The organism is Picosynechococcus sp. PCC 11901, from assembly GCF_005577135.1.
GTDB lineage: Bacteria > Cyanobacteriota > Cyanobacteriia > Cyanobacteriales > MRBY01 > MRBY01.
This window is the reverse complement of record NZ_CP040361.1, coordinates 96,942-115,176: the sequence shown is the minus strand read 5'-3', so window position 1 is coordinate 115,176 and position 18,235 is coordinate 96,942. Positions and strand designations below refer to the sequence as shown.

General features: G+C 49.5%; 18 protein-coding genes. 10 read left to right on the top strand and 8 right to left on the bottom strand.

Going from position 1 to position 18,235, the window contains the following annotated elements; genetic code table 11:
• Nucleotides 1-41: 41 nt before the first annotated feature.
• Complete coding sequence (locus FEK30_RS16355) at nt 42-956, top strand: iron-siderophore ABC transporter substrate-binding protein (protein WP_181445701.1); 915 nt, start codon at nt 42-44, stop codon at nt 954-956.
• Nucleotides 957-1,264: 308 nt separating this feature from the next.
• On the opposite strand, the gene FEK30_RS16350 is transcribed toward FEK30_RS16355, so the two are convergent.
• Nucleotides 1,265-1,974 (bottom strand): IS1 family transposase gene (locus FEK30_RS16350; protein ID WP_397428282.1). Its coding sequence is split into 2 segments (ribosomal slippage): nt 1,265-1,689 and nt 1,689-1,974, totalling 711 coding nucleotides; the frame shifts between segments, so codons are not numbered across the junction.
• A 169-nt stretch (nt 1,975-2,143) separates the two neighbouring features.
• On the opposite strand from FEK30_RS16350, the gene FEK30_RS16345 reads away from it, so the two are divergent.
• The 7 genes from FEK30_RS16345 to FEK30_RS16315 all read left to right on the top strand — a co-directional run bounded on the left by FEK30_RS16345 (nt 2,144) and on the right by FEK30_RS16315 (nt 8,267).
• Nucleotides 2,144-3,667 (top strand): energy transducer TonB, encoded by a 1,524-nt coding sequence (locus tag FEK30_RS16345; RefSeq protein ID WP_255448035.1) that lies wholly within the window; start codon nt 2,144-2,146, stop codon nt 3,665-3,667.
• 65 nt (nt 3,668-3,732) lie between these two features.
• Nucleotides 3,733-4,638: an MORN repeat-containing protein gene (locus FEK30_RS16340; protein WP_138073895.1), complete on the top strand. Its 906-nt coding sequence runs from the start codon at nt 3,733-3,735 to the stop codon at nt 4,636-4,638.
• A 117-nt stretch (nt 4,639-4,755) separates the two neighbouring features.
• Nucleotides 4,756-5,730 carry a FecCD family ABC transporter permease gene (locus tag FEK30_RS16335; protein ID WP_138073894.1) on the top strand — a complete coding sequence of 325 codons (975 nt, stop codon included), beginning with the start codon at nt 4,756-4,758 and terminating at the stop codon, nt 5,728-5,730.
• Nucleotides 5,727-6,764 carry a FecCD family ABC transporter permease gene (locus FEK30_RS16330; RefSeq protein ID WP_138073893.1) on the top strand — a complete coding sequence of 346 codons (1,038 nt, stop codon included), beginning with the start codon at nt 5,727-5,729 and terminating at the stop codon, nt 6,762-6,764. Before FEK30_RS16335 ends, FEK30_RS16330 begins: the two co-directional genes overlap by 4 nt.
• 3 nt (nt 6,765-6,767) lie before the next feature.
• The gene (locus FEK30_RS16325) at nt 6,768-7,583 is read left to right on the top strand and encodes an ABC transporter ATP-binding protein (protein WP_065711842.1); all 816 of its coding nucleotides are present in this window, start codon (nt 6,768-6,770) and stop codon (nt 7,581-7,583) included.
• A gap of 103 nt (nt 7,584-7,686) precedes the next feature.
• Nucleotides 7,687-7,929, top strand: coding sequence for an AbrB/MazE/SpoVT family DNA-binding domain-containing protein (locus FEK30_RS16320; RefSeq protein ID WP_030008115.1), 243 nt, complete (start codon nt 7,687-7,689; stop codon nt 7,927-7,929).
• 11 nt (nt 7,930-7,940) lie between these two features.
• Nucleotides 7,941-8,267: a type II toxin-antitoxin system PemK/MazF family toxin gene (locus tag FEK30_RS16315; protein ID WP_138073892.1), complete on the top strand. Its 327-nt coding sequence runs from the start codon at nt 7,941-7,943 to the stop codon at nt 8,265-8,267.
• A gap of 62 nt (nt 8,268-8,329) precedes the next feature.
• Here FEK30_RS16315 and FEK30_RS16310 read toward each other — a convergent pair whose 3' ends face one another.
• From FEK30_RS16310 to FEK30_RS16285, 6 genes are all read right to left on the bottom strand, one after another.
• Nucleotides 8,330-8,866 (bottom strand): sll1618 family protein, encoded by a 537-nt coding sequence (locus FEK30_RS16310; protein ID WP_138073891.1) that lies wholly within the window; start codon nt 8,864-8,866, stop codon nt 8,330-8,332.
• A 64-nt stretch (nt 8,867-8,930) separates the two neighbouring features.
• Complete coding sequence (locus FEK30_RS16305) at nt 8,931-9,824, bottom strand: ABC transporter substrate-binding protein (protein WP_138073890.1); 894 nt, start codon at nt 9,822-9,824, stop codon at nt 8,931-8,933.
• 59 nt (nt 9,825-9,883) lie between these two features.
• The gene (locus tag FEK30_RS16300; protein WP_030008111.1) at nt 9,884-10,261 is read right to left on the bottom strand and encodes a VOC family protein; all 378 of its coding nucleotides are present in this window, start codon (nt 10,259-10,261) and stop codon (nt 9,884-9,886) included.
• 113 nt (nt 10,262-10,374) lie between these two features.
• Nucleotides 10,375-13,023 (bottom strand): TonB-dependent hemoglobin/transferrin/lactoferrin family receptor, encoded by a 2,649-nt coding sequence (locus FEK30_RS16295; protein WP_255448034.1) that lies wholly within the window; start codon nt 13,021-13,023, stop codon nt 10,375-10,377.
• A gap of 103 nt (nt 13,024-13,126) precedes the next feature.
• Nucleotides 13,127-13,960, bottom strand: a complete 834-nt coding sequence (locus tag FEK30_RS16290; RefSeq protein WP_099239011.1) for an ABC transporter ATP-binding protein — start codon at nt 13,958-13,960, stop codon at nt 13,127-13,129.
• The gene (locus FEK30_RS16285; RefSeq protein WP_138073889.1) at nt 13,957-14,979 is read right to left on the bottom strand and encodes a FecCD family ABC transporter permease; all 1,023 of its coding nucleotides are present in this window, start codon (nt 14,977-14,979) and stop codon (nt 13,957-13,959) included. Before FEK30_RS16285 ends, FEK30_RS16290 begins: the two co-directional genes overlap by 4 nt.
• Nucleotides 14,980-15,493: 514 nt before the next feature.
• Here FEK30_RS16285 and FEK30_RS16280 point away from each other — a divergent pair.
• On the top strand, nt 15,494-15,691 hold the full coding sequence (locus FEK30_RS16280) for a YgaP family membrane protein (RefSeq protein ID WP_138073888.1): 198 nt from the start codon (nt 15,494-15,496) through the stop codon (nt 15,689-15,691).
• A 54-nt stretch (nt 15,692-15,745) separates the two neighbouring features.
• Nucleotides 15,746-16,279 carry a cytochrome b6-f complex iron-sulfur subunit gene (gene petC / locus FEK30_RS16275; RefSeq protein WP_138073887.1) on the top strand — a complete coding sequence of 178 codons (534 nt, stop codon included), beginning with the start codon at nt 15,746-15,748 and terminating at the stop codon, nt 16,277-16,279.
• A gap of 314 nt (nt 16,280-16,593) precedes the next feature.
• On the opposite strand, the gene FEK30_RS16270 is transcribed toward petC, so the two are convergent.
• Nucleotides 16,594-17,874, bottom strand: coding sequence for an NAD(P)/FAD-dependent oxidoreductase (locus tag FEK30_RS16270; RefSeq protein ID WP_138073886.1), 1,281 nt, complete (start codon nt 17,872-17,874; stop codon nt 16,594-16,596).
• Nucleotides 17,875-18,235 lie beyond the last annotated feature (361 nt).

Genomic DNA, 18,235 nt, shown 5'->3' with positions numbered 1-18,235 from the left:
CAAGGCGATTCATTATTTTTACACTTTTAACCTTCTGGTTGATGACCAGTTGCACTGGCGATCGCTCAGTTGAGACCAATCTGCGCCCAGACTGTCATCTGATGCAACACGCCCTGGGAGAAACCTGCGTTCCCCTAGAGCCTCAGCGGATTGTAACCTTAGGAGGAACAACCCTAGAATCTGCCTTGGCCATGGACATCCAGCCCCTAGCTGCCCAAACGGATGTCCTACTACACCTAGAAACACAGCTAGCAGACATCGAAATTCTCGGTTGGCCCCTCAACTTAGAAAAGATTGTCGCCCTGAAGCCTGATCTGATTATCGGGTTGGCCGATGGCCAAGAACAAACGACCTATGACTTACTGAGCCAAATTGCCCCCACGGTTCTCGCCAACAATCAAAATAGTGGCCATTGGCAAGAAATTGTTCGGTTTATGGGTGAGGTCTTCCAGGAACCCGAAATGGCGAACCGGGTCATCACAGATTATCAAGGGCAGATTACCAATCTAAAACAACAACTAGGTGAGCAACGTTCAGAAATAGAAGTATCAGTAATCCGTCTCTATCCAGACAAAATTAGCGTTTATCTCAAAGATTCGTTTATTGGCCAAATTTTGGCAGATATTGGTTTGGGGCGACCTGCAGCCCAAAATTTAGATCAAAACCAAGCCTTAGCCATCGTAGGAAACCCAATTCAGATGTCTCTTAGTCAAGAACGCTTACAAGATGCCGATGGGGATATTATTTTTGTCGTAGTTTATGATTACCAGCCTCGCATTGAAAAAGAGTCCCAAGCGCAGCTCAAAAAATTAGCAGATACTCCACTCTGGTCTCGTTTAGGAGCAGTCAAACAAGATCAAGTCTATCTGGTAGGCGGTCATTGGCTTGTTAGTGGCCCCCTTGCTGCCCAGGCAGTCATTGATGACTTATTATCTTTGGAATTTCTTGAAAACTAACTCGTACCAAACCTTGACCCACGGAAGGAGACTTAAGCAGTATCAGAAATTATGCTTTTGCTCTCTAGAATGTTTCTCTTTGAGAAAGGGAGGCATTATTTTGTCTGGTAATGTCTTGCAGTTGTAGCAGGTTAGGAAACTTTTTGGAAAGTCTCCAGGTATGGAATCACTTAAAGTTATCCAAAAATCTAGTACGTAAGACATAATTTGTAAGAATTGCCGTATTTTTGCCAGAAATTTACCAATAAACCCATTAACAATTGATTTTAGCTTTATTTTTCTAAAGCATCCTTGAATAACTGGTAGTACTAAAGGGGTAATGAGGAATTGTAGTGATGGATGAAATTCCACAATAGTCCAATGTGATTAAATACACACTTGGAGAAGGCTAGACTGCGTCTCACAAACCGTGACATCCTTTGCCTCACAGTACAATTAAAGCGCTCAATATAACTGGTTTTACCACTCTGTTTGCTAACCACCCGATGACGCTTTGAAGGGAATACGCCACGGTAGGCTTCCCACTCATCCGTGTAGAAGACTCCACATTGCCGATATACCCCAGGCAATGACGCCCACAGTGCTTTTGCACTCTCTCGACCACGGCAACCAACGTGCAGACCAATAATTTCCCGGGTTTGAACGTCAAGGGCCAGCCAGACCCACTGTTTATTGCCTTTGTGGTCAACAAAAGACCAGAGTTCGTCACACTGCACCTTTAAAGACCCCTTTTTTTGGGGACAACCTTGGCTCTTCTTGGTACTTGTGCTGCTTTCATATTGACGTAATTTTGCAGCCATTGTTCAGAAACTTGAACAGCTCTGGCGATGCCGGCCATCGAAATACGTTCGAAAAGCAGACGGTCAATCAGAGCGCGGGTTTCAGCATCAATGAGTTTATTGGTGGGATGTTCCACGAATTGACGACCGCATTGCTTGCAGAGAAAGCGCTGTTTACCGTTGTGGATGTGCCCATTTTTGACTGTATGTTGGGATTGACAGCTGGGACATTGAGGCATGGGTCGGAGTCAATGACTTCCGTTCTACCTTAACAAAACCGTCATTACCCTTTTAGTACCACCGAATAACTTTATTTTGTTGAAGAATTTTTATTGAAATAAATTCTTATTACTGATAAGCTGTAGGTTGCTTTACAGTAACTTTGCAACTGATGGTAAGGAAAGCCCCATGAGTATGTCTGACCTTTGTCAGCAAGAGCGGCAAAATGAACAAGAAGTCCTGAAAAAATGGTTGGCCTGCGGGTTGACAGGCTCTGTTGTCCTCCACGCAGGGGCTTTGTTAGGGTTGCGCTGGTTACCCCCGGTAGAAACGGTCTCTACGGAACAACCGCCCTTAGAATTTATCGTCACTGAAACGCCGCCTGTTGAAGAGCCGGAAGTCACGGAAGAAACACCTCCAGAACCCCTGGACACTCTGCCAACATCTGCGGCAACTCCGAGTGTGCCTGCTCCAAGTGCAGTGACCAATATCCCTGTGCCAATCCCCCAGCCAACGGTAACGGCTGCGGCTCCTACAGTTCGCCCCCAGGAAGCACCGCCAGAACCCCAGGTTCAGGAAACGACCTCTGAGCCAGAATCCCAGGAATCTGCGTCCGAACCGGAACCTCCGGTGTCCGAGGATGCCCCTGCTCCCCTATCGCCTGAAAATTCAAACCCATTGCGGGGTCAACTACAGGCCGCCGCATCAGGAGCCGAGCGCAATGCCACCACAAAGCCTGGGAGCACGGCAACCGGAGCGAACCGTTCTAAGCCAACAAGTCCTGGTGTTTCCTCCGCCCCCCTTAGTGCAGCCAATAATGCAGGTCTCCGTGGCAGCCTGCAGAACGAAAATCGCCAAGGTAATCCCAACACAAACAGTAGCGGTAGGCCCGGCAATCAAACAGCAGCTCAACGGTCTGCTCCAACTCGCCCAAGCAATAATCCCCCTGCGGCCCCTGTCGCATCTGGAGCCGGTTGTTCTGCCCCCAGCCAACCGCAGTTTCCTGCTTCCCTTGCCTCTAGGGGAATTGAGGCAAGACCTGTGGTTGAGGTGATTACAAGTACAAATGGCAGTGTGGCCCAAGCAAGAATCCTGCGCTCTAGTAATTACTCAGCCCTTGATCAGGCGGCCCTCTCCGCTGCCCGGGGCATTCGTTGTCCCAGTGGTGAACAGCGGCGGGTACGTTTAGCGATTAACTTTGCGCAACCGGGCACTGACTTTGAACGGGAGGCTAAACAGCGCCAAATGGAAGCAGAGGAGCAACGCCAAGCTGAACTGGAACGGCAGCGACAAGCCGAGGCCGAACGTCAACGCCAGGCGGAATTAGCGCGCCAACAACAAGAACAACAGGAAAATCAAGCCCAAGAACAGCAAGCCGCTCAAGAACAACAGGCCGAAGCTGAACAACAACGTCAAGAACAGAATCAAGCAGCCCAAGAACAGAATCAAGCAGCCCAAGAACAACAACGCCAGGCGGAAGCCGAGCAACAAAGACAGGCCGAGGCCGAACGACAGCAACAAGCAGAAGCGGAAAGGCAGAGACAGGCGGAAGCTGAGCGCCAACGTCAGGCAGAATTGGAGCGTCAAAGACAAGCTGAACAGGAAAGACAACGCCAGGCTGAGCTTGAGCGTCAGAGACAGGCGGAAGCTGAACGGCAGCGTCAACAGCAACAACAGCAACAGGCGGTACCCACATCGGAAACGGGTGGTTAGGTCTGATTGGTTCGTATGTTTTGAGTCATTACTTTATTTGAATATTTGAAGATTGCAATTAGATTATGGTCATTTATAAGACATTTTTTTCTTTGGGTTTAGCAGCTTTAGGCACTCTCTCTACAGGGGCGATCGCCAATGCGGTGACTATCTCTTTACCGAATGGGGGCCAATGCGAGGGGGAACTGGTGGAAGGCCAACTTCAGGGCCAGGTCACTTGTGAATATGGCAATGGTGATCGCTATGAGGGCGAATTTGTCGCGGGGCAAAAAGAAGGGGAAGGAATCTATACTTTTGCGACGGATGGCCGCTATGAAGGGGAATTCCAAGGTGGACAGATCCAAGGTGAAGGTATCCGGGAATATGGCAACGGCGATCGCTACGAAGGCGAGTTTGCAGCAGGACAACCCCATGGCCAAGGCACTTTTACCACTACCGATGGCGGCAGCTATACTGGCAAATTTGTTGCCGGGGTACCCAGCGGCGAGGGGACTTTCACCTACCAAAATGGCGATCGCTGTACGGGTACAGTTGTAGAGGGAAATCTCACGGGGCCGGGTTTCTGTGAATACAGCAATGGCGATCGCTATGAAGGTGAGCTAAAAAACGATCTCCCAGATGGGGAAGGAACATTTACCTTTAGTGATGGCAGCCAGTACACCGGAGCAGTGGCCCTCGGCGCAATTACCGGCCAAGGGGTTTATACCCTCGCCAATGGCAATGAATATGCTGGCGAATTTGTGGGTGGTAACTTTGTGGGCCAAGGCACTTTTACTTACCAAAATGGCGATCGCTGCGAAGGGGAGTTTGCCGATAATCTGCTCAACGGCCAAGGGGTCTGTGAATATGCCGATGGCGATCGCTACGAAGGCAATTTTCAAAATGATCTTTACCAGGGGGCCGGTGTTTACATCTTCAGCGATGGCACGCGCATTGAAGGCACCTGGGATGAAGGGGAATTAGTTGAATAATATTCCTATTTCTGATTTTTTTTAAGCTTGCCCTATGCCGTTTCGGTTGATTTTTCAATTGTTGTGACCCAAACCAATTTTTTTTCCGCTTTATTTTTACCCCGATCAATACGTCTCATGGGAGGTTTATTGATTAGCTTTGCCCTACTTCTGGTGAGTTTTTTAGCTAGTCTGAATTTTGGGGCGGCGGATATTTCTGCGGCAGAAATTTATGGGTCAATTTTTCAATTTGATGGGTCTACGGAACAGCTTGTAATTCGGACAGTTCGTTTACCGCGATCGCTCATTGCCTTGGTGGTCGGTTCGGCTCTGGCCGTTGCGGGGAGCCTGATGCAGGGGATTACCGGAAATCCTTTAGCTTCGCCGGCGATTTTGGGGGTAAATGCGGGGGCGGCCTTTGCGGTGGTGTTAGCGACGTTAATCGGTGGGGGGGCTTCTCTGAATCTTTATGCGGGTTTTGCTCTATTAGGTGCGGGTTTAACGGCGGTTTTAGTCTATGGCTTTGCCTCCCTGGGTCGGGGTGGGGCTTCGCCGCTCAATTTGACCTTGGTGGGAGCCTCTTTTACCGCTTTTCTCGCGTCCATGACCAGCGGCATTTTAATCGTCAGTCAACAAACCCTAGATCAAATTCGTTTTTGGTTAGCGGGTTCGGTGGCCGGTCGAGATCTTGATTTGCTTCTCCAGGTTTTGCCCTATTTAGTGGTGGGTTTATTGCTTTCTTTGAGCCTCGGTAAACAAATCACCCTGCTCAGTTTGGGGCAGGATATGGCCCAGGGATTGGGACAAAATACCCTCGTGATTAAGATCTTGGCGGCGGTTTGTGTGCTGCTGTTGGCTGGGGGGAGTGTGGCGATCGCCGGGCCGATTGGCTTTGTGGGACTGATTGTGCCGCACATGACCCGATTTTTGGTGGGGACGGAATACCGCTGGATCTTGCCCTATGCAGCGGCAATGGGCGGAATTTTGCTGCTGTGGGCGGATATTCTGGCGCGGTTGCTCATTCAGCCCCAGGAGTTACCCGTTGGTTTGGTGATGCCTCTCATTGGTGCGCCATTCTTTATTTATCTGATTCGCGCCAAGGTGAAACGATGAGCAAAACCCCCCTAACTTTTCGGCCTAATTTCTTACCCTTTTCGTTGCAGTTAGACCGACGGGTGCCCTTGGCGATCGCCTTTTTATTCATAAGTACCCTCGCGGCGATGATCATCAGCTTGGGCGTGGGGGAATTTTTTATTCCGCCCCTTGAAATTCTCCAAACATTACTGGGTTTTAACGGCGATAGTGATGCCAGCTTTGTCTTGTTGATCCTGCGTTTGCCCCGAATTTTAGTGGCCTGGCTGGTGGGAGTGGGCTTGGCGATCGCCGGGACAATTATCCAGAGCTTAACCCGCAATCCCTTAGCGGAACCGGGCATTATCGGCATCAATAGCGGTGCGGCCCTGGCAGCAGTGAGTTTAATTGTGATCTTTCCGGGCGTGTCTGTGGCGGTATTACCCTTAGCGGCCTTTGGGGGGGCTTTGGCGGTGACGGTGTTGATTTATCTGATCGCTTGGCAGGGAGGCAGTTCACCCTTGCGCCTCATTTTAGTGGGCATTGGTTTTAACCTAATTGCGGCGGCCCTGACCAATTTACTCGTCACCTTCGGCAACATCAATCAAGTTTCCCAAGCGTTGGTGTGGCTGGCGGGTAGTGTCTATGGGCGCAGTTGGGAGCAGGCGATCGCCCTCGTGCCGTGGATCGTGATTGGCAGTAGCGTCGCTTGGCTCATGAGTAAAGAATTAAACGGCTTTCATCTCGGTGATGACCTCGCCCAAGGTTTAGGGGTTTCTATTGAAATGCGACGGGGATTATTAATCTTGGTCAGTACGGCCTTGGCTGGGGCATCGGTGGCAACGGCGGGGGCCATTGGGTTTGTCGGTTTAGTTGCGCCCCACATTGCGCGCCAGTGGGTCGGCAATGTTCACCAAGGATTATTGCCGACTGCGGCTTTGATGGGCGGCTGCTTGGTGGTGGTGGCGGACTTGATTGGTCGCGTTTTATTTGCGCCCTTGGAATTGCCCTGTGGCATTATTACCGCAATCCTCGGTGCCCCCTATTTTCTCTATTTATTGATCAAACAACATTAAACCATGAGCCAATTGAGCGCGAAGCAACTCACCTTAAATTATGGCAAGAAGACAATTGTCGAGCAGTTTAATCTGGCGATTCCTGCTGAAAAAATTACGATTTTAGTAGGGGCGAATGGCTCAGGAAAATCAACGCTGTTGCGGGGTTTAGCGCGACTGCTCCCCCCAAAACAAGGCAATATTTACCTCGATGGTAAGGCAATTCAAAAGTATTCCAATCAGGCGATCGCCAAACGGTTGGGCATTCTCCCCCAAAATCCCACAGCCCCAGAAGGGTTAACGGTGCGGGATCTCGTTGCTCAGGGCCGCTATCCTCACCAAACTTGGTGGCAGCAGTGGTCAAAGGAAGATGAATATTACGTCGAAAAAGCGTTGCAAATTACGGGGATGCAAGAATTTGCAGACCGGGATCTGGATACTCTGTCTGGTGGTCAACGGCAGCGGGCTTGGATTGCGATCGCCTTGGCGCAAAACACTGACATTTTATTACTGGATGAACCGACAACTTTCTTAGATTTGGCTCATCAAATTGAAGTTTTAGATCTGCTGTTTCACCTCAACCGCACGGAGGGTAAAACCATTGTGATGGTGCTCCATGAGTTGAATTTGGCCTGCCGTTATGCGGATCACCTCGTCACAATTAAAAACGGCAAACTCTATAGCCAGGGCCACCCCAGCGAGGTGATGACCCAAACGATGGTGGCGGATGTGTTCCGATTGCAGGCGGAGATTATCCCCGACCCGATCACCCACACGCCGATGTGTATTCCCATTTCCCAAGGCGATCGCCAACTCGTCAAAGATCATCAGAAATATTAGGCGATCGCCTCTATAGAAAACAGGTCAGCTTTAGCACTAACGACTTTAATAATGATCGTGTTGTATACTTAATGTATAAACACTGTATTTGGAGATCCCCCACATGATCACCCAAAAAATCACGAAATGGGGCAACTCTTTTGGTATTCGCTTGCCTCAATCCATGCTCCAGCAATGCGGTTGGCAGGAAGGGGAACAGGTGACGATATCAATGGAAAACAACCAAATTATTTTGAGCCTTGCTCGACCAAAATATAGCCTTGCGGAATTACTCAAGGATGCAAAACCTGAAGCACAGCATTCTGAAGTGGATTGGGGGGAAGCCCAAGGAGAAGAGTCTTGGTAAAAATTAACGGCATGGTTCCTAAGCGGGGGGATATTATTTTTCTCGAACTGAATCCCCGCACAGGTAGTGAACAATCAGGTTATCGTCCGGCGATCGTGATTTCCCCTGAGGAATATAACCGTATTTCTAATCTGACCCTAATCTGTCCAATCACGAGTAAAGAAAAAGGCTGGGTGTTTGAGGTGAAACTTCCGCCTAATCTCAAAACCCAAGGCGTCATTCTGGTCGATCAAATTCGGGCGGTGGACTGTCGAGCCAGGAAAGCAAAAATTGTGGAACAACTTCCCCTTGACACTCTTAATGAAGTACTCGCGAGGTTAGAGCCTCTTTTGACTTAGGTCAGTCTTGTTCTACAAAAGTTTTCAATCAAAATTCACCTGACCTCGCTAACTGTAATCCCCTAAATGCGTTGCAGCGATCGCCGAATTGCTTCGCACTGCTCTGGGTCATATTGCCAACGCGCCAAAAAATCTTGGTAATCCCCTGAGCCAGCTTCAAGGGTTTGCAGCAGGCGTAATCGCTCATTTCTAAAAATGACATTGCGCTGTTCTAGTTGTTTGAGGAGATTCAAAGAGCGTGTTTTGACCCGTTCCGAACCCTGCTGCTGGTTAAAATCACCGTTGCGTCGGTGGGCGATCGCCATGGCCGTAGACATCGCCACATTTTTCACCAAAATCTCGTAGATGTGTTCCGCCACTTGAGTAAATCCGTCCAGAAAAATCCCTGGCGGTTGATCCGCAAGGGGGCTATTGCCCGTTAAATAACTCACAAAAAAGCCCCGCACCCCATCCCGGTGACTCAACAATGCCTGCATCTGCGCCAGAATTTCCGTATCCGTTAATTTTTGGGATTCAACCTGTTCGAGCCAGGTTTGGGTAAAGGCGATCGCCTCTGGGAAAGAAAGGGCGTTGAGATCTGTGACGTTTAAAGCAGTCATGGGATAAATTTGTCCAAAATCGTGGAATTTTTACAAGACGAACAAGGCCGAGTGGGGGCAGTGCCTAGGTGATACTTTGGAGCTTTTCGCAGGTGCTTTGAATTGCCTCAAGGCCCCCCGGATTTACCAAGCCATAATAATCAAAAGTATAAATGCGATCATTTTTCACGGCTGCTAAGTCCTGCCAAAAAGGAGCCGATTTGAGCTGATTGATCGAATCGTCCCCCACATCCACCATGATTAACATTTCAGGGTTAGCGGCCAAGACTTTTTCAGGGGAAAGGGTGACGTAACCCTGCTGGGGACTATCACCCTGGAGATCGGCGACGAGATTATTTAACTGAAATCGTTGCAAAAGATCCCCGGCCCAACTCTCCTTATTAGGAGCAAGCATCGGCTGATTACTCACTAGAACAAGGGTCGGATCGTCTGGAGAAGCACCTTGGGGCACGCATTGAGCGTAGCTTTCGAGGAGTGGCGTTGGGTCGGTTTGGGTTTTTTCGGCGAGGGTCTGAGTTAATGCTTCGAGCGATCGCCAATCGGGGACAGCAGTGGCGAGGGTTTGAATGCCCAACTCCTCCAATCTTGCCAACACTTGATCATGGAATCCCGTTGCACCAACGACTAAATCTGGTTTGAGGGCAACAATTTTTTCGAGGCTGGGGGGCGTTTGGCCTTCGCTGACCGTGGGCAGTCCCGCAAAGGTGGGGTTGTCTGCCAGTAAGCGGCTTCCCGGAATTCCCACTAATTTTTCTGCATCGAGACGGGCAATAATATCCGCTGACAGGGAAGTGAGGGCGACAATTTTGGTGATCGTTTCCGGTTCGGTGGTTGCTGCATTGCTAATCTCCGGGGCAGTTGGGGCGATATCCGCAACATTCGACGGACTTTGGCTGCAACCAACCATTAACAGCAACAAGGACAGGCTTAGGCAACGTTTAAAATAGGGCATTTGCATCGTAATTCAATTAGGAAAACTAAAAAAACTGTGGGGTGTGAGGCGGCGAAAGAAAGGAGTTATTTTGAAACGGTAGAGACAGCAACCGGTTGCAGGAGACTAATTAACTGCCCCTGGGGACTCCGCACTGCGGCCACTTTGCCAAAGGAAGGTTCCCGCACACGACCTTCGAGGCTGCCACCGAGGGCTTCGAGTTGGGCGATCGCCCCGTACACATCCGCTACACAAAAACTGAGAATTGGTGTGCTGCCCGTTTTTGGTGGTTCCGCAACACTGTGAAAAGCAATGGTGGTGCCATTGGCTTCTACTTCTCCCCAGGTGGGACTTTGGGCCTTGATCGGTAGCCCTAACCCCCGATGGAAAAAGTCAATAGCAGCGGCCACATCTTCAACCATCAACATGACGTGACGAAATTGAGCAGTAATCATTTCAGACATGGATTGTCTCCAATAGGTAAACAACAAAATTGAGTAAAAATAGCGAAACGAAGAGCGAACGATACAGCAAAAACATAGCGATTGATCCCTGGAAAATTAGGGTGAAACCAAGCTTAGAATTGCCACGTCAACCCAGCCCGCAGACTAATTCCCGGTTGGGCATAGCGGGCAATATCAACAGGTTCTGGCGAATTCAAGAGGGGCCGGACGTCGGAATAGAGGAAATATTGGTTGTTAAATAGATTAAAAATCCCCGCATTCAACTTGAGATTGGGATTGATGTTGTAATAGCCCAACAGATCCACCACGGCATAGCCCTCTGGACTGTAGGAACCCGCCGGGCGATCGCCCCGGAGTCTTGGTTCACCGACCAAGGTGGCAATGAGATCTGTACCCCACCGATCTTCCTTTGCTCGATAACGTAGTCCCAATACTGCTTTGAGGGGTTCTACGCTTTCAAGGGGTTCATCATCTTCTAGGTCATCCCCCACCGTGAGCCCCAAACTACCAATCACACTAAACCCATGGGGTTGCTCACTAAAGCGATATTCCCCGGCCAGTTCGACACCGTAGGTGCGGGCAGCACCGACATTTTGGGATTGGAACAAATTCACCAAATTGCCGTTGATGAGTGTTGTACCTGCATTGGCAAAGGTTTCAATAAAATTTTCGTAATAGCTATAGAAACCCGTCACACTAAAATTCCCCCGGGGAAAATCACCACGAATTCCTAATTCAAAGGTGTCGCTGGTTTCCGGTTTGAGATTCGGATTTGATAGGGTTTTATAGCGGAAGAAAGGACTGGTTAAATTTGTAAAACCGGCATTGATTTCACTATACAAAGGCGATCGGAAGCCCCGGGCGTAACGACCAACTAGGGCAATTTCTGGGGAAGTTTGCCAAACAAACCCTAGGTTAGGGGAAAGGGCAGAATCACTAAAGTCAGCAGCTTCGGCATCGGGACTGTTGCGTTGGTAAAGCTCGTCAATAGTAGTATCGAGGCGATAGGTGTCATAGCGCAGACCAGGCAAGAGAGTAAAGGTATCCGAAAGGGCCATTTCATTTTGCAGATAGACGCCAAAGCGGGTGGTTTCCGAATCTGGGAAATCTTTTACCGGGAAATTATCGCTACCTACTTGGTTGGTCGTGAGGGTGACATTGCCAGCGCTATCAAAGCGAGTTTCTAGGCCATCTCTGGTTCGCTCGTTATTTGTCTTTGATAAATCGAAGCCATAGGTCAAACGGTTATCAATATTGCCCCAACGGAAATTACTTTGGAGCTGTACTTCACCGCCAAACAGTTCGTCGGTAAAGATATTGCTGAGATTACGGAAACGTCGTTCTGTCCCGGCAAAATTTAAAAAGTCCTGGGTGCGCAATTCATCAACACCAGCATTTTGGTAATAAACTTGCGCCTTGGCATTATCAATAAAACCCTCTCCGTCGGGGTTGTCGTAGAGATAGGCAAGGCTGTATCGTTCGCGGTAGGAATCGGCTTCGAGGGTTTCATTTTGACCTTGGAACCCCCGGGGGCCTTGGAGCAGGGCCGCAGTAATCGGGGCGACTTGGAATTCATTGGTGCTGCGGAAAATTTCGGTGGTGAAGGCCAGGGTAGAATTTTCACTGAGCTTGAAATTTAACTTCCCAAGGAAATTATCGCGATCGCCATAGCGGTCATCGACAAATTCATTTCCTTCGGGGAGGCGGGCCTCAAATCCACTGCGTCCGGTATAGCCAATTAATGCTTCGAGGGAATCGGCTCGGAAGGCGGTTACTGCGCCATAATTGAGGCTTTTGTCGGTGGTTTCAAAGCCCGTGGAGATGCGCGTAAAGTTATTTTTATCGGTTAAAGCGAGGAGATCGCTGGGATCAATGGTTTGGAAACTAACTACCCCACCGAGGGCATCACTGCCATAGAGAGCAGAGGCCGGGCCGCGAATAATTTCTACCCGTTGCAAGCTATCGAGATCCACATAATCTCGTCCCAGGGCCGGAGTGCCAAAGGTAAATTGAGTTGGGATGCGAATACCGTCATTGAGAATCAGCACCCGATTGCCGCCGAGGCCGCGAATGTTGACATCTTGCAGGCCATAGCGTCGGTCATTTCCCACAGAAACATTGGGTTCGTAGCGGACAAGATCCCGCAAATCTTGCACGAGATTATCATCAATTTCTTCGGCATCAATGACACTAATCGAGCCGGGGGTACGACTCACCAGGCGCGGCGATCGCGTGCCCAATACCGTAATTTCGAGTTCTTCGATGGGCATCGCATCTAGATCCAAAGGCATTTCCGTCAAATCTGCCATATCGTCCTTGGTTGCAATGGTAGCCATGGTTTCGAGGGAGACAGCGGTTGTGGGTAATTCCCCTTGACCCTGGACAATAATTTCTAGGCGATCGCCTCCCTGTTGTTCGACTGTAATGGCGGCAATATCGGCGGTTGGTGCGGTAAATTGCCAAGTTTGACCATCAGGTAAAGTGAGGATGGCGGGTTCGATAGTTGCGACCAGATCTGTTCCCCGCTGAATAAAGGGCTGACCAGGCAAGGTTAAGGGCTGCCCCGCCGCCGTTTCGAGAATGATATTGACACGATTGGGTCGGGTGTCGAGGCGAATTCCAGTGATGGTAGCTGGTTGGGCTTGGGCCAACTGGTTCGTTTCCGGATTTGTTTGGGCGATCGCTTTGTCCGGGGACATCCAAAACATCAACGGCACCAAGCCACACAACGCCAAGCTATAACGCAGAGAAGAACGTTCCATGAATAAATAAATTAATGAGTATAAATAGATGTAATTAGAACAAATAGAGCACGATCTGATGTAGGGAAAGACCAAACTTGAGAGAGAGTAGTGGTGTCTGTAATTAAACCGAGGCTGGCCCTAAAACGCAGACTTGTAACCCTACGGGGGTCGGCATTGTCACCGCTTCTACCCCAAAGCCAAACCGCAGATTTTCCGGGGTGATCACCGCAGCGGGTGTCCCTAGGGCAAAGAGTTTGCCGTCCTTAATCATGGCCAGGCGATCGCTGTAACGGGTCGCCAAATTGAGCTCATGGAGAACGGTGACAATGGTCAAATTTTGCTGGCGGTTTAACTGCTTAAGCAGCTCCAACAGTTCCAGTTGGTAATGGATATCTAAAAAAGTCGTCGGTTCATCCAAGATGAGAATCTTTGGCTTTTGGGCGAGGGCTAGAGCCAAAAAAGCCCGTTGACGTTCCCCGCCAGACAGTTGCGCCACAGGGCGATCCGCAAAAGGTAACAGTTGAGTTTGGGCCAAGGCTTGATGAATTTGGGCCTGATCCGCCTCGCTATATTCCCACTGCCACCAGCGCTGGTGGGGGGCTCTCCCTAAACCGACCAATTGCCGCACCGTTAAGCCCATCGGAATTCGGGATTGTTGGGGCAAAATCGCCAGACTCCGGGCAATTTCCTGGGGCGATCGCCGCTGAATTGCTTTGCCATCCAAGCGCACTACCCCCCGTTGGGGTTTGAGAATGCGACTGAGAAGTCGGAGTAGGGTGGATTTTCCCGACCCATTGCCCCCCACAATAGTCAGCCATTCCCCTGGATGAACCGTTAAGTTGACATCCTGAACAACCGACCTTTTGGTATAGCCCCCAAACAGATGCTCCCCTTCAAGCAAAGATGACCATGAAGATTCTGGCGGTTGTACCTGTAATGCCTGTGATAATGTCATGCCTGAGCCTCCCGACCCCGCCGATAAAGCAACGCAATAAATAATGGTGATCCCAATAAAGCTGTGACGGCTCCCACGGGTAATTCCACCGCCCCAGAGCGAGATAGGAGATCCGCCAAGGTTAGAACCCATGCCCCAGCCAGGGCCGAGAGGGGCAAAATCCAGCGGTAGTCAGCCCCTACTAAGAGCCGTACCCCATGGGGCACCACCAAACCCACAAAGCCGATGAGGCCAGAAATACTCACTGCACTGGCCGCCAATAAGCTGGCAATGCCGCCAATCAGTAACCGCGATCGCCCTAGGGAAACCCCCAGACCCACCGCCGCATCATCACCGAGATTCAGCAAATTTAAAGACCGTCCCAATAAACAGCCGACAATCAAAGCCACGCTCAGATAGGGCGCAACTAGGCTCAAATCCTGCCAACCACGACCATTGAGGCTACCGATTAGCCAATTGAGGGCCGCCTGGATGCGACTATCATCCGCCAAAAGAATGAGGGTGGTTTGCACTGCTCCAAACAGAGAACTTACCGCCACCCCCGCCAGTACCAGACGTTCCACCGACAGACCGCCGCCCACATAGCCGAGGCCATAGACTACCGCTGCGGTGACCAAAGCCCCCAGCCAAGCCCCCAGGGGAATCCAAATCGCCAGGACATTGAGGGTAATAAAGGCGATCGCCACTAAACCAGCCCCCGCCGAAATACCGAGGATAAACGGATCGGCGAGACTATTGCGGAGTAACCCTTGGAGGAGCGCACCGGATAACCCCAAAGCAGCCCCCACTACCAAGGCCACCACAATACGAGGTAACCGCAAGTCCCAAATAATCGTTTGAAACATCGGGTCTCCCTGATGTCGCAACGCTTGCCAAACTTGATCTGGCCCCATGGAGACGGCCCCCTGACATAGGGCAACAATACTCGTAATTACCACTAAGACAGCAAGTAGCACAGATGTCCACGCAATCCGCTGTTGAGAATAATCCTGAATTGAAAACTGAAAACACCTAAGCATCGATCTAAATAGTTGAAATTTAATAGCAAAAATTAAAGTCCACTGATAAACAGCCCAGAAATATTGACTGGGCCTAGGACGTTTTAAAACCTTAGAAAAATAACCGTCGATGACTTAACTGAAATAAAAACCCCATGGCCCATTAACCGCGATTGACTAATGTCATGGGGTTGATGACATCTCCCTGAAGTTGCAATTAATTAGCATTAACCTAGAGACTTTAGTGGATCATTCTTGTCCTGTCAAGCAAACTACTAGAAATCTTTTTCAATTAAAGCTGGATCGACATCACTAGCTGCCCAAGTCAGGTCAGAACAAGATTTAAGGCGTTTTGCGCTGAATTCTGCTTGGGCAAGTGGACAAACCAAAACAAGCTAAAAATATTGACTACATAACTAATTAGCTTTATATTGATAAATAGGTCAGATGTCAGCCAAAAACAATCTCAATATGTTCGCAAGAGACTTGGCTCCATCGGCTCTACTGCTCAACCTTTCGGTCGGAGATCAACAAAATGTTTAACAATGTTGGCACTGGCGATCGCCTCATTCGCCTTTTATTCGCAAGCGTCCTGGCTTACTTGGGCTTGTTTATCTACAGTGGCTCTGTCCTCGGTACCACTTTGGTGGCTGTTGCCGCTGTGCTGACGATAAGTGCAGTGTTGGGTTCTTGTATGCTCTACGGTTTATTCAAGATCAATACCCGTCAGTAGTCTCTATTTTGTTTAGCAATTCAGCAAATTTTATTGAAGAAAGGAGCATTATTCATGGAAAATAGTTTGCCCATCGATAGCCCTTCCCTTTCCCGGCGGCAATTATTAAACTTTCTCACAGGTGCAGTGGTTGCCAGTACCATTGGCCCCGCCCTTTATCCCGTCGCAAAATTTTTTAGTCCCCCTAAAGAAGTGGGAGCAGATGGATCAATTCTTGCCAAAGATATTAATGGCAATTTAATTCCAGCAAGCCAGTTATTGGCCGAAGCACCAGGCACAAGAGCCCTAGTCGCCGGGTTAGCCGGGGAACCCACTTATCTCACGATCCAAGAGGACAGTACCCTTCATCCCTGGGGTATTGTCGACAACTGCACTCATCTGGGTTGTACCTTTCCGTGGAATGAAAATGACGACCAGTTTCAATGTCCCTGCCATGGTTCCCGCTATGATGCCGAAGGTCGTGTGGTTCGCGGCCCAGCACCCCTTCCCCTACGGCTTGCCCACATCTATTTAGAGGGAGATTATGTCCGCATTGCCCCTTGGGTAGAACTTGATCCACGTACTGGCAAAAAACCCTGGTGGGTCTAATGACTTTCGGTTTTTAAAAACTTTCCTGCGTGCAATTCAGCACAGTTAAAAGATGCTCAAAAAGTTAAATTTTGCATCTCAACTAAAACTGTGCTCTTTTTATTTCTCAAAATAATTCTACTGAATCAATCAAGTACGAATTTAAACACACATTTATTAAATAAATGTAATCCACTAACTGCATTATTGAAACTAAATTTAAAACACTAACTTTTTCTTTTTTAAAGACTCTATTAATGGAAATTTTAGCCCCTGGGAATATTATCCTAGATCTCGATTTTCTCAGCATTGAAAAGACAAAATTTTCACTGCACTTAGTCTGGAGCAAGGGGACGCACAAGCTGCAATCCCAATGCCTTTAAGCCCAGTTTCTCAAACCAAGGTATCGTTAGACCCCAATGCATTTTCGTCAGGAAAAACAGTTCAAAAAGGGTTTTGCTCCAACTCACCCACCGTCCTTCAAGGGCGACACAGCGGCGACGTTTGACCATGCCTGGCTCTCGCTGTACCGGATCGGCGATGAAGATAATGCCGCGATCGCCAAAATCACTCATACAAATTGCGGCGAGGGTCGCCGTGACCGGAGCACCCAGATTGGAGTTAAGCTGTCGGGCAATATTGTGGGCGACGGCCATCCCCATCGCCTCCGTCATTTGTCCTGTTTTCGGTAGACCCGTGGGAATGGGTGTGGCTTCATGGGGCGTTAGTTCAACAATCACCCCCGCCGCATACACGGAATCGAACTCTGGATGTTGATAGGTGGGCAAGACGGGAATAAACCCCTGGGGATTGGCGATCGCCGGACAGTCCCGCAAAAAAGTAGGCCCCTGGAACGACGGCAAAACCATACTGTAGGCAAAGGGTAGCTGTTCCCCATCCGCCAAACAAATCATATCCGGTTTAATGGCGGTAATCTCAGCATTGGCACGGGTCGCAATATCCTGTTGCTGGAGAACCTGCTCGACCAATTCCTGCGAGTGGGCCATGCCCCCAATCCCCAAATGACCCAAATAGGGTTCTGAGGTGACCAATGTGATCGGTACCTGCTCCCGCAAACCCAACCGTCGCAGTTGCCAATCTGCCAACAGCGCAAACTCATAGGCCGGGCCAAAACAACTGGCCCCCGGTGCTGCCCCTACGACCAACGGGCCTGGATTTTGGATAAATTTTTCCCAAGCTTGGTGGGCAAGCAGCGCATGGTGGGGATTACAAACTGACTGGGTAAAGCCTGTCTCTGGGCCGAGACCCGGTAAAGCATCGAGGTTTAAAGCTGCGCCCGGCGCAATCACCACATAGTCATAGTCAATTCGTTTTGCGTCTGACCCAACCAAAACATACCTTTCCTGGGGACTAATCTGCTGCACAGCCCCCTGTACCCAATGCAGACCATGGCGACGGGCCAACGCTGGCAAGGGTAATTGCACCTGATCTAATCTTTTTAGACCAAGGGCCACCCAGGGCAAAGAAGGGATAAACGTAAAGTGGGGTGTATCAGCAATGAGGGTAACAGTGTGGTCGGTAGTCAACAGGTGCCTCAGTTCATAGGCCGTCGGCAGACCACCAATACCAGCACCGATTACAACAATATGAGCCATGCAATTTAGGAGGATGCAGTGAGTTTGGCGAGGACAAATCAGGTAGAAACTAGGTGTTTATCCAAGCTTAATTTGCGGGGGGCAATACCCAGGGCCAAGCCAATAAATTCAGTGTGTATAGAATGGGCTGCTTACCACTTACATTGTAGGCTCTCTCACTGTCTGGTTGATGGAATTCTAAGTTTGTTAAACAGTAATGGACAGACAAAAACGACTGGACGGACGGTGCGGATTTTGTTCGCCTAAAAATTAATCTCACCAGTGCCGTAACCCACTGCAACAAGATTAATCTCTAAGTTTTTCGAGGATTTTGGTGCAGTAGACTTCCTTAGGGTCAATCAGTCAGTTTTTGTGATATAAA